The sequence below is a fragment of the Embleya sp. NPDC050493 genome (assembly GCF_044458105.1).
Taxonomy (GTDB): domain Bacteria; phylum Actinomycetota; class Actinomycetes; order Streptomycetales; family Streptomycetaceae; genus Embleya.
The window spans coordinates 273,353-287,691 of the sequence record NZ_JBITHP010000007.1; the positions used below are offsets into that span (position 1 = coordinate 273,353).

Annotated in this window: 14 protein-coding genes and 2 pseudogenes; 10 read left to right on the forward strand and 6 right to left on the reverse strand. The window is 69.2% G+C overall.

The genetic code is table 11. The features are described from left to right. Positions 1 to 104: 104 nt before the first annotated feature. The 4 genes and pseudogenes from ACIBM5_RS17080 to ACIBM5_RS17095 all read left to right on the forward strand — a co-directional run bounded on the left by ACIBM5_RS17080 (position 105) and on the right by ACIBM5_RS17095 (position 3,181). The gene (locus ACIBM5_RS17080; RefSeq protein WP_396007587.1) at positions 105 to 290 is read left to right on the forward strand and encodes a hypothetical protein; all 186 of its coding nucleotides are present in this window, start codon (positions 105 to 107) and stop codon (positions 288 to 290) included. Positions 291 to 481: 191 nt separating this feature from the next. Further along, a complete protein-coding gene (locus ACIBM5_RS17085; protein WP_396007588.1) occupies positions 482 to 697 on the forward strand; it encodes a hypothetical protein in 216 nt (71 codons plus the stop codon). Between the two features lie 123 nt (positions 698 to 820). Further along, positions 821 to 2,242 carry an APC family permease gene (locus tag ACIBM5_RS17090; protein WP_396007589.1) on the forward strand — a complete coding sequence of 474 codons (1,422 nt, stop codon included), beginning with the start codon at positions 821 to 823 and terminating at the stop codon, positions 2,240 to 2,242. Positions 2,243 to 2,519: 277 nt separating this feature from the next. Further along, positions 2,520 to 3,181 (forward strand): annotated as a pseudogene (locus ACIBM5_RS17095) (transposase). Between the two features lie 611 nt (positions 3,182 to 3,792). On the opposite strand, the gene ACIBM5_RS17100 reads toward ACIBM5_RS17095, so the two are convergent. Then, positions 3,793 to 5,013 carry an MFS transporter gene (locus tag ACIBM5_RS17100; protein WP_396007590.1) on the reverse strand — a complete coding sequence of 407 codons (1,221 nt, stop codon included), beginning with the start codon at positions 5,011 to 5,013 and terminating at the stop codon, positions 3,793 to 3,795. A gap of 76 nt (positions 5,014 to 5,089) precedes the next feature. Here ACIBM5_RS17100 and ACIBM5_RS17105 point away from each other — a divergent pair, with 76 nt between their 5' ends. Next, complete coding sequence (locus tag ACIBM5_RS17105) at positions 5,090 to 5,461, forward strand: MerR family transcriptional regulator (RefSeq protein ID WP_396007591.1); 372 nt, start codon at positions 5,090 to 5,092, stop codon at positions 5,459 to 5,461. Between the two features lie 207 nt (positions 5,462 to 5,668). Here ACIBM5_RS17105 and ACIBM5_RS17110 read toward each other — a convergent pair whose 3' ends face one another. Then, positions 5,669 to 6,178, reverse strand: coding sequence for an FAD-dependent oxidoreductase (locus ACIBM5_RS17110; protein WP_396007592.1), 510 nt, complete (start codon positions 6,176 to 6,178; stop codon positions 5,669 to 5,671). An 11-nt stretch (positions 6,179 to 6,189) separates the two neighbouring features. On the opposite strand from ACIBM5_RS17110, the gene ACIBM5_RS17115 reads away from it, so the two are divergent. Together ACIBM5_RS17115 and ACIBM5_RS17120 are read left to right on the forward strand one after the other, a co-directional pair. Next, positions 6,190 to 6,510: a hypothetical protein gene (locus tag ACIBM5_RS17115; RefSeq protein ID WP_396007593.1), complete on the forward strand. Its 321-nt coding sequence runs from the start codon at positions 6,190 to 6,192 to the stop codon at positions 6,508 to 6,510. A 27-nt stretch (positions 6,511 to 6,537) separates the two neighbouring features. Beyond that, entirely contained in the window at positions 6,538 to 7,218 is a 681-nt protein-coding gene (locus ACIBM5_RS17120) for a hypothetical protein (protein WP_396007594.1), read from the forward strand. A gap of 30 nt (positions 7,219 to 7,248) precedes the next feature. Here the strand turns inward: ACIBM5_RS17120 and ACIBM5_RS17125 are convergent, their stop codons facing one another. From ACIBM5_RS17125 to ACIBM5_RS17135, 3 genes are read right to left on the reverse strand one after another with little or no spacing between them, the layout of a single operon-like run. Continuing rightward, positions 7,249 to 7,878 carry a DUF1989 domain-containing protein gene (locus tag ACIBM5_RS17125; protein ID WP_396007595.1) on the reverse strand — a complete coding sequence of 210 codons (630 nt, stop codon included), beginning with the start codon at positions 7,876 to 7,878 and terminating at the stop codon, positions 7,249 to 7,251. 1 nt (position 7,879) lies between these two features. After that, a complete protein-coding gene (locus tag ACIBM5_RS17130) occupies positions 7,880 to 9,346 on the reverse strand; it encodes an APC family permease (RefSeq protein WP_396007596.1) in 1,467 nt (488 codons plus the stop codon). After that, the gene (locus ACIBM5_RS17135) at positions 9,343 to 10,971 is read right to left on the reverse strand and encodes an amidohydrolase (RefSeq protein ID WP_396007597.1); all 1,629 of its coding nucleotides are present in this window, start codon (positions 10,969 to 10,971) and stop codon (positions 9,343 to 9,345) included. Before ACIBM5_RS17135 ends, ACIBM5_RS17130 begins: the two co-directional genes overlap by 4 nt. A 72-nt stretch (positions 10,972 to 11,043) precedes the next feature. Between ACIBM5_RS17135 and ACIBM5_RS17140 the strand changes: the two genes are divergently transcribed. Continuing rightward, positions 11,044 to 12,081: a LacI family DNA-binding transcriptional regulator gene (locus tag ACIBM5_RS17140; protein WP_396007598.1), complete on the forward strand. Its 1,038-nt coding sequence runs from the start codon at positions 11,044 to 11,046 to the stop codon at positions 12,079 to 12,081. A gap of 219 nt (positions 12,082 to 12,300) precedes the next feature. Here ACIBM5_RS17140 and ACIBM5_RS17145 read toward each other — a convergent pair whose 3' ends face one another. Next, positions 12,301 to 13,164, reverse strand: coding sequence for a carbon-nitrogen hydrolase family protein (locus ACIBM5_RS17145; RefSeq protein WP_396007599.1), 864 nt, complete (start codon positions 13,162 to 13,164; stop codon positions 12,301 to 12,303). 351 nt (positions 13,165 to 13,515) lie between these two features. On the opposite strand from ACIBM5_RS17145, the gene ACIBM5_RS17150 reads away from it, so the two are divergent. Then, positions 13,516 to 13,779 carry a hypothetical protein gene (locus tag ACIBM5_RS17150; protein ID WP_396007600.1) on the forward strand — a complete coding sequence of 88 codons (264 nt, stop codon included), beginning with the start codon at positions 13,516 to 13,518 and terminating at the stop codon, positions 13,777 to 13,779. Positions 13,780 to 13,896: 117 nt separating this feature from the next. Next, a pseudogene (locus ACIBM5_RS17155) lies at positions 13,897 to 14,286 on the forward strand (SpoIIE family protein phosphatase); the annotation flags it as partial. Positions 14,287 to 14,339: the final 53 nt, after the last annotated feature.

The window sequence follows — 14,339 nt, forward strand, 5'->3', positions numbered from 1 at the left end:
GCGCGACACGCGCCGCCGCGGCCGCGCGCCTGAGCCCCGCCGCCGACGATCATCCCTGGCACGGCCACACGTTCACCCCCGCGTGGGGGAGCGAGAAGCGTCCGATGATGCCGGTCGCGCCCACGATGGTCGCCGAGATCTGCGTCGACACCGCGTTCGAGAACGGGAAGTGGCGGCACCCGATCAGGCTGGTGCGGGTGCGCGACGACATGACACCGGGTGATATGCCCGCGTTCGCCGTCGAGGACTACACCCGGATCAAGCACGTGATGACCAACTACGACGCCTGATCCACCCCGCCGCGCAGGCGGCACCCGGCGACATCCGCACGCACCCTGTCAACCGCGCCTCGCGAGGCCTGACAGGGTGCGTGTTGCCGTCGGTGGCGGGGCACGGCCACGATGCGATGGGCCGTCCGTACGCCCGGCGCACCCCGCGTCCGGGGCGCCAGGCCCAGTCCCGCATCGCCAAGGAGTCGCCGATGACCCGCGCCCGCACTCGCGCCCTGTCCCCGCTGCGGATCGCCGGCCACGACGTGGATCGGCGGATGTTCCTGCGCGGCGCGGCCGTCGGCGCGCCGGCCGCGTGCGGCGTGCCCTCGGCGTACGTGCGGGAGTCGAAGCGTGGCGGCCCGGACCGGTCGGCCGATGTGCGGATTACGCACCATCACCTGGCAGCTCGAAGCGATATTCAGTGACATTTGTGGCGCACAGCCCACGGAATCAGCTTGGTAACGGGATCTTGACTTGAGATCACACGAGCGTCTTTATTACGCCGCACCGTTCGGAACGTGCGAACGGCCCATCACAGAGGTAGGGCCATGGCTGTAGAAAGCACCCCACTGCCGTCCGAAACCCTGCCGCCACCAGTCGTGCTCGACGACGCCGGTGGCGCGCCCGCACCGCTCAAACGATCCATCGGTGTCGTCGGCGGCACCCTGCTCACCCTGTCCTGTCTGACCCCCGCGTCCTCCCTGTTCGTCATCGTGCCGGGCATGTTCGCGGATCTGGGCTCCGGTACCTCGCCGGCCCTGGTCGTGGCCGCCGTGCTGTGTGTCGGGGTGGCGTTCTGCTACTCCGAGCTGGGCACGCTCGTCCCCAGTGCCGGTGGCGAGTACGCCATGGTCGGCACCCTGATGGGGCGCTTCATGGGCTGGCTGGTCTTCGTCATCGCCACGGCCGTGGTGATGGTCGTGCCGCCGATCATGGCGCTGGGCATCGCCGAGTATCTGACCTCGATCGCCACCGTCGACACGATGTGGGCGGGCGCTGCGGTGATGATCCTGGCGACGATCATGGGCCTGCTCGACCTGCGCGCGAACGCGTGGGTGACCGGCGTGTTCCTGGGCCTGGAGGTGGTCGCCGCGGCGATCGTGGCCTTCCTCGGCTTCGCCAACGCGCACCAGTCCGCCTCGACGCTGGTCAAGCCCGAGGTGGTGACCGACGCCGCGGCCGGCACGACCGACCCGCTGAAGATGGGCCTGCTGATCGCGGGCATGGCGGGCGCCCTGTTCGCGTTGCAGGGCTTTTCCACCGCGGTCTATCTGGCCGAGGAGATGGAGAACCCGCGGCGCACGGTCTCCCGCACGGTGTTGTGGACCCTGGGCCTGGGCGGCGTGATCCTGATCGTGCCGACCATCGCGATCTCGCTGGGCGCGCCGGACCAGGCGTCGCTGGCGGAGGGCGACATCCTCGGCCTGGTCGAGGGTTGGTCCAACCACGGCACGGCCACCTTCATCGGCCTGTGCATCGCGCTGGCGATCGTCAACGCGGGTGTGGTCATGGTGATCCAGGGCTCGCGCGTGATCTACGCCTCGGCACGGGACCGGGCCTGGCCCGAGCCGATCAACCGGGCGTTCGGCAAGGTGAACCGCTTCGGTTCGCCGTGGGTGTCCACGCTGGTGATGGGCGTGCCGGGCGCGCTGCTGTGCTTCGTGAACCTGGACATCCTCGGCGAGGTCACCGGCGTCGCGGTCGCCGCGCTCTACCTGATCGTGGCACTGGCCGTGCTGGTCGCCCGCCGGGGTGTACACAAGAGCGGTCGGGCGTGGCGGATGCCGCTGTGGCCGGTGATCCCGGTGCTGCTGATTGCGGCGATGATCTACGTGCTGACCGAACAGCCCGTGCGCGCGCTGGAGATCACCGGCGGCATGATGCTGATGGCGGCCCTGTACTGGGTGCTCTACCTGCGTTCGCGCCAGGAGACCCGCTGGAACATCAAGCTGATGGCCGACGACTCCTGAGTGCCGCCGGGCGCTCGTGTACCACCCGCCCGAGGGCGGTGCCTCTTCCTGTGGGCACCGCCCTCGGGCGTGTTCCGGGCTCGCGCGAGCCGGCCCGTGCTCAGTCGGTCAGCAGCGCCGATCGCCTCGGGTCCAATACCCAAGGCTCTTCGGCCTGCGCGCTCCCGCCCCTCCGCTGCCCGAGCGGGTCGGGTGAGCCCGCAGCCGCCGAGGGCGAGCATCGCTGTCAGCAGCGTCGAACGGGCCGTCCGAGAGGAAACGACCGATGTAGCGCACCATGCACGCGCTCCCGCCGCCGCTGCGAGCACCTGTCGACGCCGGCCACGTCAGCGCGGGGACGATCCGGCGCGCAGCCGCCACGCACGGCATCGACCTGACCGGGCCGGTCCGGGTCGATCCGCGCGCTTGCGACCGTCCCGGCTACGCCAAGGAGGATTTCACCTTCGACTGGGACAGTCGCACCGCGACCTGCGCACGTGGGGTCGCCAGCCCACCGTGGAAGCCCACCCTCGGGGATCAACAGCCCCGATTCTCCGTCCTGTTCCCCAAGGCCGCTTGCAGGGCCTGCGAGGACCGGCTCCGGTGCACCGGCAACACCGACGGCCGTGGGCGGCATCCGACCCTGATGCCCCGGCCGCTGCACGGGAACCAGAGTCGGGTCCGCCGGGATCAGCAGACCCCGGAATGGCGGCGGCAGTACGCGATGGGGGCCGGCTGTGAGGCGACCGTCTCCGAGACCTCCGGTCCCGCGGGATGCGCAACTGCCGCTACCGCGGCATTGCCAAGACCCATGTCCAACACGTTCTTGCCGCCGCCGGCACCAACATCACCCGGCTCAGCGGATGCCTACCACCAGGCACGATGCCCACCCGAACACCCAGAGCTCCCAGCCGTTTCCGGCGACTCTGCGACGAGCTCGCGATCCCCCGGAATCACTGACCCACAGAAGATCACCAACAACATCAGTCGTACGCACATGCGTTCCGAATCGAGAGTCGGCGCCCGGTGCCGAACCGACCATCTGGTGCCGCCGGACCGTCACCGAGTGCATCCAACCCCCGCCGCAACGGGTTCCGCCCGTTGAATGCGGTGCCGGGCTCGGGGTGACGCCGAGCCAGCTCCGGCCGCCTGCGGCCCGCACCCCACCCCGCAGCCGCTGCGCCTGCGGGGTGGGGTGCGGTGTGTGGGGTGTCGCGGTCGGAGGCGTGATGGCCTGTGAGGGCGTCGATGTGGGGCAGCAGGGCTGTGCGGCGAGACCGGTTCGCGGGGTGGTCGACGTCGTCGGGGAAGGCTTCGGCCCACGGGCCGCCGGCCTTCTCCTCCACCGGTGCCTGTGAGGCGCGGGGAGGCGTTGACCGCACACGTGGTCGACGCCTCCCCCTTTAACTCCGCCGCGTGGTCGACACCCGCGAGCACTGACCGGTGGACGGCTGGGACATCCCGACGGCGTAGGCGGGAATCGAGGAAGGGGCTCCGGACGCCACAGGTTGCGAACACGATCGTCGCTGCCTGGGCGTCAGGGCTGCGGTCACATCAGAGAAGGAGTGCTCTCATCTTGGCGTTGTTTCGGCGTGGTGGAGTGGGCGCGCGGGGAATGCGTTCCTGCGTGCGCCGACGACGATCGCGAGAGTCGGTAGCAAGAGTGCGATGGCGGCCCAGGCGAGGTAGTTCGCTCCGGGTCCGCCGAGCAGGAGTGCACCGAGGATGCCGCTGCCGGCGATGCCGATGTTCCAACCGGTCACGAGCAGGGATTGGGCCACGTCCCCGGCCGCATCGGCTGCTTCGGCGACAGCCGTCTGTAGCAGGGTCGCCGTGCCGCCGAACGCGAGCCCCCACACGGCGGTGCCGACGAAGACAGGTACGGGGGAGCCGGTGAAGACTCCCAGGAGCAGAGCCGCCGTGGCGAAGAGGGCACAACTGCTGATCATGAGGGTGCGCAGGTGTCGATCGATGAGCGCGCCGGTGATCCAGATACTCGCCAACGACAGCACTCCGAAGGTGAGGAGGACGGCGTCGACCCGGTCCGCCATGCCGAGCGCGTCGAGGAAGGGTGCGATGTAGGTGTAGAGGGTGTTGTGCGCGAGTACGAAAGTCAGTGTCACGAGGAGTATGGGGGCGACACCGGGGATGCGCAGGGTTCGGGCGAGCGGGAGCCGGGACCCCTTGGGTCGTCCCGGGAAGTTGGGAACGGCAGCGATGATCCAGACGATCAGCGCCAGGGTGGCTGCTGTCGTGAGTCCGAAGGCGAAACGCCAGCCGACGACTTTCGCGAGGAACGCGGCGGCGGGTACACCGACCGAGAGTGCGACGGGAGTGCCTGCCATCGCGATTGCCATGGCCCTGCCGCGTTGGTGCGGAGCGACCATGCGACGGGCGTACCCGGCGAGCAGGGCCCAGAGCAGTCCCGCGACGACACCTCCGATGAAGCGGGACGCAAGCGTGAGGGGGAAGTTGTGCGAGAGGGCCGTGATCGTGTTGGTCACAGCGAATCCCGACACCGCGGACAGCAGCAGGTGTCGGCGTGGCCATCCGATGGTCGCTCGCGTCAGGGGGAGGGCCGACAGCAGCGCCCCCAGGGCGAAGGCCGTGACCGTCTGACCGGCTGCCGACTCGCTCACCCCCAGGTCGTGGCTCATCGCGGGCAGTACTCCGGCGGGCATCGTCTCGGTCAGGAGGGTGATCAGTCCTGCGGTGCCCAGTGCCAGCAGCCCCGCGAGGGGAAACCGTGTGGCAGGGGCGGCAATCGAGGTGGTGCGATCCGTTCTCGGCATGGCCATACGATCGACGGATGACATCAATGTCAGGGTCAAGTCGAGGACTTGCGCCGTTCGTGGGGGAGGTTCGCACGTGATGATCGGTGAGCTGTCGAAGCGCACGGACACGCCGGTGCGCATGTTGCGCTACTACGAGGCGCGGAATCTGATCGTGTCGGAGCGTCTGCCCAACGGATACCGGGACTACGACGACTACGTGGTCGATCGGGTCCGCCAGATCAGGGGTTTGCTCGACGTCGGTCTGCCGACGAGGATCATCAGGCAGATCCTGCCGTGCCTGGACAGCCCGAGAACGATTCACATGCCCTATCTGACGCCGGACATGGTTGCCACCCTCGAGCAGGTACGCGATCGCATGGCCGAGAAGATCGAGTGCCTCACGAAGAATCACACGGCCATCGGCGACTATCTGCGCGCAGCCGGTCTCGATGCCGAAGCAGGCTGACGGCAGGCCTCGGACAACGGACCGGGCACGACGAAATCTCGGTCGTCCGACCGGGAGGGGTGCCATGTCGTACGTCGAGGCTCCGGTGCGTCGCGATCAGCCGGTCGCGGCCGCACGCAACGCGCCGGCCCGTGGCGGAGTGGTGCGGACGTCCCTGCGTGCCGTCGCCGCCGAGCCCGGGGATTTCGTCGGGCCCGCTGCAATACGTCACTCGGTCACCGATCCGGCCGGCACCTGCCGGATGAGCCCGTCACGCAAGGCGGGCGGCGCCGGCGTGTAGCGGAGTCGACCCGCCGGGGTCTGCGGCACGGCGACGACAACTCGCCGGGACGTCACGCTGCCGCCCTCGAACTCGACCGCCACGTCGGCGTCGTCCTGACGGACGGTTTGGACTACAGCGCCCTGCCTGACCGCATCGCCCGGTGCGGAGATCTGCTGTGTGCCGCCGACTACGCGGGTGTCCTGGGCGCCTCCTGTGGTGGCGATGAGCGTTTCCGGGCCGGTGCCGGATCGAATGTGGAAGAGGAAGTGCAACAGGGGGAGTTCGGGGGAGTCCGCGGAGAACAAGGCGGGCAGCGGCACGCGGAAGATCCGCCGTGCGATGCCGTCCCGGCTGTTCGTGACCGGCCAGGTGTCCGGCGCCTGCGCATCCGGATCCCGACCGTCCGCAGTTTCCCGTGACCGGGACAGCAGATCACAACCCCCGACTCCGAGCATTGCGCGACCGGGTGACCGCTCCGCCGACCGTCGACCTGCCCAAGGCCGGCGACGACCTCACCTGGCGACCTGTCACGGCCGCCGACATCGACCTGATACTCGACCTCAAGCGCGCCGCCGGAACCATCGATCACCCCCGCTACCTGGAGATGAGAGACGAGCTCGAGGAGGAATTCGCGAGCGAGACCTTCGACCTCGAGCGCGACGCGGTCATCGTCCAGCAACTCGCCAACCTGGCGACCCTTCCGCCCGCCGGCTTCAAGGTGGCGTTCTTCCCGCTGAAACTGGCCCGGGCAAGCGCCGCCCCCGCCCGCGTCGTCGCGTTCGTGTGACCCGGCCCCATTCACCAGGAGGACACCGTGAAACTTGCCACCGTCGGGTACGACACGGGCGACCACGCCGCGGCCGTGGTGGAGCACGAGCAACGGCTCGTCCTCCTCGACCGCGCCGCCGCCTACGCCCTGCCCGCCGAGAGCGGCCCGCTCCTGGCCTCGATGCTGCACATCATCGAGGGCGGCGACCGGGCCCGGGAGGCCATCGACCGGATCCTCGCCGACCCGCCCGAGGCGGCCGTCGTCGACGTGACCGACGTACGGTGGCGGGCGCCGCTGCCGAACCCGCCGCAGATCCGCGACTTCGGCGGCTTCATGGACCACTTCCGCAACGCCCGCGCACGCATGCAGGGCATACCCGCGCACAACGTCGAACTGCCCCAGGTGCAACTCCAGCGCCCGCTCTACTACATCGCCAACCGGCTCGCGATCGCCGGCCACGAGAGCGACGTACGCTGGCCCGCCCACTCCACCGTTCCGGCGACCGGGACGCGGCCTCGGGCGGCGAGGGATGGGTCTCCACGGGAGCGGACGCCCCCGCCGATCGGATGGGTGCGGACGCTCATGATCGGTCATCGCGGGCGCACTGGTTGCCTCGGCCGGCCGCGGCTGCCCGGTCGATCCCGCGGCCCCGTCGTCAGGTGTGCGGGAGGGGGCCGGACCCGGCCGGCCGGGAAGGCGCGGTCCGCCGCGAGGCCGCCGGGGTGATGCGTCGCATCCGCGGACGAGCGGCGAAGGTCAGGGATCGACGAGGATCTCGAAGTCCCGGGGCGAACCGTCGCCGCCGTTGGTCGGGTAGTGATCGTCGGGACAGGATGACACCACGAGCATCAGATCCATCTCCGCGCGCAGTTCGACGTACATGCCCGGACGGAACGGTGGTCGTTTGTAGACGATCTTCCCGCCCGGCTCCACCTCCGCTGTCATGAACAGGTTCCAAGGCTGCGGCGGGTCGACGGCCGGCCACTGCGGCAACGCCTGTGCGTGGTTGGCGGTGCAGCTCCGATGTGTCCCCGGGAGGCCGACGTTCAGGTACGTTTCGGTCCGGCAGGGTGCGATCAGGGTGTCGTGGTCGATACCCGAGGTGTCGTCGACGACAGTGAGGCAGGCCCGGTAGCGATTCGTCGACAGCGTGTCCCCCGGTCGGAAGTGGATCCGCTGCAGCACCTCCCTGCACTGCGAGAGGCCCAGATACTCGCCCGGCTCGTCTCGCGCGTGAGCCCAGAGATCCACCACCTGTGTGCCGGAGGTGTTGACGACACGAAACGTCTGCCCGCGGCGCACGTCGACCGCGGTGCCCCGGCCCGCGGGCACGATCACGCATCGAGTCGGATTCGCGTCGTCGCCGGCTGCGTCGTAGGCGTGCATATTACGCTCCCTCGGTTCGGCCCGGCGCCTGCGCGAGCACGTCGTCGTGCGAAAGGACCGGTTGCGGCTCGTGGTGGACCCGCCTCGCGCGCCGCGTCGCCGCCGCGCCGACGAGGAAGGCCACCGGTACGACGAGGAGCAGGACGGTGTTGGTGGCCGTCCCGGCTCCGGTGAGGACGGAGAAGTTCTCGACGATGAGGTAGAGGGCTGCGGTGAGCGCGACGGCGGCCACGGTGGGCGCGATGAGCCGCCGAACGATGCCCACGCCGTGGGAGTCACGGGCGAAGAACACGATGATCGCGATGGAGCACAGGACCTGGAGTCCGATGATTCCGGCGATGCCGATGCCGTTGAGCCACAGGAACGTCTGGAGGTACGGGTCGGCGCCGAACAGTTGGAAGCCGCCGACGCCAAGGACGGTGAGGGCCGTGACGAGCAGGCTCGCGTTGGCGGGCGAGTGCGTCCTCGGGTCGGTTCCGGCGAGGACGCGAGGCAGTACACGATCGCGCGCGAGAGCGTGCAGGTATCGGGCCGAGGCGTTGTGCACCGCGAGTACGGAAGCCAGGGCACTGGTCACCAGGAGCAGGTGCATCGCGTCGCTGAGGGGTTTGCCCACCCATCGGGTCATCGCGACGAAGAACATGTCGGCCGGATCGGAGCCGGCGGCCTCGACGGCCTGGGATTCGCCGAACGACATGATCACGGCCCAGACGACGAGGGAGTAGAACACAGCCAGGAAGCCGACCGCGATGTACGTCGCCCTGGGTACCGCCTTCTTGCCGTCCCTGGTCTCGCCGCGGTAGATGGCGGTCGACTCGAATCCCAGGAAGGCTCCGAAGGAAAGCACGAACAGGCCGCCCACGCCCGGCGCGAAGATGTTTCCGGGGCTGAAGCCGTCGAGACTGAGCCCTTCCGCACCGCCTCGGACGATGACAGGCACGGTGAAGACGAGGAGGACCAGGACCTCGAGGACGAGGATCGTTCCCAGCACCTTGGCGCTCAGGGTCACGTTGAGGTAGCCGAGGATCGCGACGATCGCACCGCCGATCGTGGCCCACACGCCCCAGGGCACGTGGAGTCCGAACACCGATTCGGCGCTCTGTTGGGCGAATACGCCGATGGCGGGAACGAATCCGACGGCGATGGGGATGTAGGAGGCGAGAGCCACGAAGGCGGCGCCTCCGCCGACGACGCGGCCGAGTCCCTGCGAGATGTAGGCGTAGAAGGCGCCGGGGTTGGGGACGTACCGGGTCATCGCGGTGAAGCCGACCGCGAACACGAACATCACGATGCCGCCGAGCAGATAGCCGCCCGGTGCTCCGATGCCCCCGAACTGGATCGCGAGTGGCGCCACGCCCGACATGACCGCCAGTGGCGCGGCCGCCGCGACGACGAAGAACACCAGATCCCACATGCCGAGCGCGTTGGGTCGCAGTTCCTTCGAGGGTTCCTGCGCGGAGCCGTTCATGGTCTTTCCTCTCTGAACGAGCACCCGCCGTCGACGATAGTGGCGAGCACGGGCAGTTCCGGCAGTTCGTCGGCGGGGACCCGGAGGGGGTCGCCGCCGAAGCAGGTGAGGTCGGCGGCCATGCCTTCGACGACGCGGCCGCGCGAGGTGTCGCCGAGTGCCTTCGCGGCTGCGGCCGTGTAGCCGTGCAGGGCCTCGGCGGGTCGCAGGACCTGATGCGGTTCGAAGACCGCGCTGCCTGCGAGGCCCGGGGGGCGCCTCAGTTGTGCCCAGGCCATCCCGACACGTGGGTCGAACGGCGCCACCGGCCAGTCGGAACCGAGTGTCAGCGGGATACCCAGGTTCAGCATGTCCCTCGTCCGGTACGCCCGGGACGCGCGATCGGGGCCCAGGCGGGACGACCACTTGTCCGACCGATCGTGGCGGCGCCATTGCATCTGGAGTGGTTGCATCGACGCGGTGGCGCCGAGCCGACCCATGCCGGACAGATCGGCGTCGGTCAGCGTCTCGATGTGCTCGATCCGATGGGGGGCGCCGTTCGCGGCGAGGATCCCCACCTTCCGATACGTTTCGACGACTTCCCCCACCGCTCGGTCGCCGATCGCGTGCGTGGCGATCTGGAAACCCTCTGCGGCGTATCGCGACACCACGTCCGCGAATCGTTCTCGATCCGTCCAGTAGGACTTGTGGCTGTGGCCACAGGTGTCGGGCTCGTAGAGCCATGCCGTGCCCGTCTCGACGACGCCGTCGAGGAACAGCTTGATCATGCCCGTGCGCCATCGACGCCCCCGGTCGGTCCGTCGCGCGACGAACTCTTCGACACCGTCGTCCCCGCGCCCGGGTTCGTGCCACAGGGCGACGTCCAGGCGGATGGGAAGATCCTCGGTCGTCTCGATCTCGGCCAGCAGGTCGAGGGTGTCGAGGGAGCCGTCCATGACCACGCCGCCGGTGAGCCCGGTGCGGGCGAAGTCGCGCAACACGCGCGTGGTGTGTGCCCGCAGTTGCGAGCGAGTCACCTTCGGGCACGCCCGCAGGAGCAGGTTGTAGGCACTGGGCTCGCGGAGTTCGCCCGTGGGCCGGCCTTCGGCGTCCACGACCACGACCGACTGATCGGCGAACGTCTCGCTCCCGTCGATGCCGGCGTGCGCGAGCGCGGCGTCCGTTGCCACGCCGGTGTGGAGGTCGTGGAACATGACCACGGTCGGCATGGCGTGCACGGCATCGGTGAAGTCGACGCCGCGGATCGGCCGCCCCTCGAGCGCGGCGTAGTCCAGGTTCCAGGCGAAGATCCACTGTTCACCTTTGCGGATCGTCGCGTCGGCCTCTGCCCGCAGCGCGGCCAACACGGCGCGGAAGCTGGTCAGGCCGCCGAGGTCGACGCCTCGGGCCAACTCGGCGCCCCAGATGGGGTGCGTGTGGGAGTCGATCAGGCCGGGGGTGACGGTCCCTCCGTGGGCATCCACGAGGGAACCGGAGGGCCGGGAGGCCAGGACCTCTTTGGATGTGCCCACCAGGGTGATCCGGCCGTCACGCCACGCCACCGCTTCGGCGGCGGGACGCGCCGGATCCATCGTGTGCACGTTCGCGTTGAGGATGGCGCCGTCGCGCAGTGATGAGATTCGCATGGCCAGACCGTAACCCAAAACGTTTTGGGCGTGAAGGGGTCAGGTCGAATCGCGATGGACTACGGTGTGCGGATGGCCGCGCGTTCCGGAAAACGAGTGACGATCAAGGACGTGGCGGAGACCGCCGGAGTGTCCATCACGACCGTCTCTCATGCCCTCAACGACAAGGGCGAGGTCAACGCCGAGACCCGCCGACGGGTTCGAGAGACCGCGGCGGCCCTGGGGTACCGCCCGAACCGGGCGGCTCAGGATCTGCGCGGGACGCCGCGCAAGTCCGTCGCGCTGATCCTTCCGCGGACCGACGGTTCGCCGGCGGAGGCGGAGTTGATCGGGCTCGACTACTACCTCGAGATCGCGTCGGCGTGCGCCGGCGCGGCGTTCGCGGGTGGCAACTCCCTCGTGTTCCCGCCGCCTCTGGAGACGGCCGAGGAGTGGGCACAGATGGGTCTGGACGGTGTGATCATCTGCGACCCGTCCGAGGAGGACCCTCGCATCGACATGCTGGAAAGCGTCGGCGTGCCCGTGGTCACCATCGAGCCCGACGCCGGTCGTCCCGATCGCCCGTTCTACGTCCGCGCCGACACGACCGCCAGCACCGTGGCCCTGCTGGATCACCTCAAGGCCGCGGGCGCGCGGAGAATCGTGTTGCTGTGGGCCGAGTCGACCTGGTCGTGGGCCTTGGAGACCCGGGCGGCCTACGAGTCCTGGTGCTGGGCGAACGGGCGAGGACGACTTGTCACGCCGGTGCCGCTGGTGGCTTTGGAACTCAGCGCCTACAGGGCGACCATCGAACTCCTGGACGGCGAAGCGCCGCCGGACGCCGTGTTCGCTTCCGCGGAAAGATACTCGACCGGTGTATTGCAGGCATGCCGGGAACGAGGGCTGCGCGTCCCCGAGGACATCCTCGTGGTCGGCGGCGTCGACGGCTCGACCGCGCGCTTGAGCGACCCTGCCATCACGGCCGTCGACCCTCGGCCGACCCGGTTGGGGGCGGCGGCCATACACATGCTCATGGAGCGCATCCAGGGTCTGACCGTCACCGAGCCGATCACCGTTCCCAGCGCGATCCACCTCAGGGCCAGCTCCACCAGGGCCAGGGCGGAGCCGTAGACACGAGGGCCGCGCGGAACCGCTCGGCCGGAGCCGCGAATTCCGTGCATCCTCGGTCGAACACGCGGGTGACGACGAGCAGGTACCGACACGCCGGTCCGGGCGCCGACCACGACCCGCCTTCGAGGTCGTCCGCCCGAGGGGCACCCCACCGGGCGACCCTTCGCTCCTGTCCGAACGACGCCCTGCGCGGGGACCACTCGGCCTTCGAGGAGCGGGTCACCCCTGCGGGCTCGTGGCGTGGCTCGGGTCGACCAAGGCCCGGTACATGCCGGGACGCCGGTCGTGCAGGTACGGGTTCGCACGTTGGGCGGCTGCCACGGCCGTCGTGTCGATCCACGCGTCGGCCATGCCGGACTCGGTTTCGATCCTCGCCAGCACCTCCCCCGAAGGACCGACCACGCTGCTTCCACCCACGTACGTCGTTCCACGCTCCTTGCCGGAGTGGTTCGCGTAGGCGACGTATATCTGGTTCTCCCACGCGCGCACACGGATCAGATGGTCCGCCACGAATGCGAACGGCTCCATCTGTGCGGTCGGAACGGCGACAAGATGAGCACCGGCGATCGCGGCGGCTCGAACGTTCTCCGGAAACTCGACGTCGTAGCAGATCATCATGGCGATCTTCACGCCGCGGTAATCCACCATCGTGAACGGCCTGTCGCCGGGCTCGAACAGGCGCCGGTCGAGATCACCGAACAAATGCGACTTCCGATGACGACCCCGTACCTCGCCGTGGGAGTCGACGAAGTACGCCGTGTTGTACATCCGGGGTTCAACGGACGAGTCGATCTCCGGAAGGCAGACGACGATGGCGACCCGGCATGACCTCGCGATCCGTCGAACGGGGTCGAGGAGGTTGCTGCGCGCGAGATCGGCGAGCGGCTGCTCGATGTCGTAGCCGGTGATGAACATCTCCGGTGTGACCAGAAGGTCGAGACCCTGGCGCCGGGCCCGTTCGGCGGTCCGACGGAGTTCGACGAGGTTGGTCTCCGGGTCACCGGGGGATCCCGGTGATTGGAGGATTGCGACCCACAGACCGTCGCCCGGTCGTCGCCGTGCGCCCGCCTCGCGATCACTCAAGACTGCCTCCCGATCGGTGGGTGGTGGATGCCCTATACCAAAGCGGGGGCGAATGCCGTCCCCCGTCGGCCGGAGCAGACACCGGCCCCATGCGCACACGGGGACCGTCGCGCACTTTCCGGACCGGTCCGCGCTCCGTGTTCGCAGACCACTTTTCAAGCCAGGGTCGTGACATTCGGAACCTAAAACGTTTTTGGAAGTGTGTCAAGAAGGTCGAGGTCACCTCACGACCTGCGCGAGCTCCCTCCCGGCGCCGCCGATCCCCACGAGGTCGATCGACCGCGGGCAGCGGTGCGGCGGGCGCCGCGGTCGGCCGCGCGGGTACCGTGGACAGGACCCGGAGGTGTTCCGATGGGCGCGGAAGACGAGGTTGGACGGCTGCGCCTGCGGGTGCGGTCGATGTACGAGGCTGCGGCGCGTATCGGTGCCGATCTGGATGTTCGGCGGACGACGCAGGCCATCGTCGACGTGCTTGTGCCGACCCTGGGGAAAGCGGCGACCGTCGACCTGTACGTGGCTGTCGTCATGGGGGAGGACTCGGAGGGTGTGGCTCCCGCGCCGCAGGGGACGATCGCGCGTTTTTCGCGGTGTGTGGCGACCAGCCCGAAGGCATGATCACGGCGGGCGAGCAGATGCCGTCACTGTCGACAGGTCCGTACGACGCGGCCCTGATGGCCGGGGACGTGGTGGTCATCGAGGATGCCTGGACGTTCATGACCTCTCGCGGACGCCGGCCATCACGCCCCACTGCTCGTCGCCCCCGGTCGAGAACCGGCCCTGTTCGAACGCCCGCCCGGGTCGCCCCTGGGCGTGGGCGGCATCCCGTTCGAGACGGCGGAGTCGGAACTGGAGGCCTCCTCGGTCCTCGTCTTCCACGGCAGCGCGTTCCTCGATCGCCAGGGGGACTCGGCGGGCGCCGGTCTGCGCCGACTGCGGCGCTCGATCGGTCGACGGTGCCGGGCGGGCCGCGCCCTGGTCGACGTGTGTCGGGACATCGTCCACGACACGGTGCCCGAGAGCGAGTCCACGGACGTGGTCCTGCTGTGCGCCCGAACGCGCTCGATATCCCCCGCGAACACGGTCCGGGCGCGCTGGACTCCTACTCCCGGATCAAGCACGTGATGAGCAAGACCACCTGACGCCCGCGACCGGGCCCACCGAGTGGTTCCCGACTC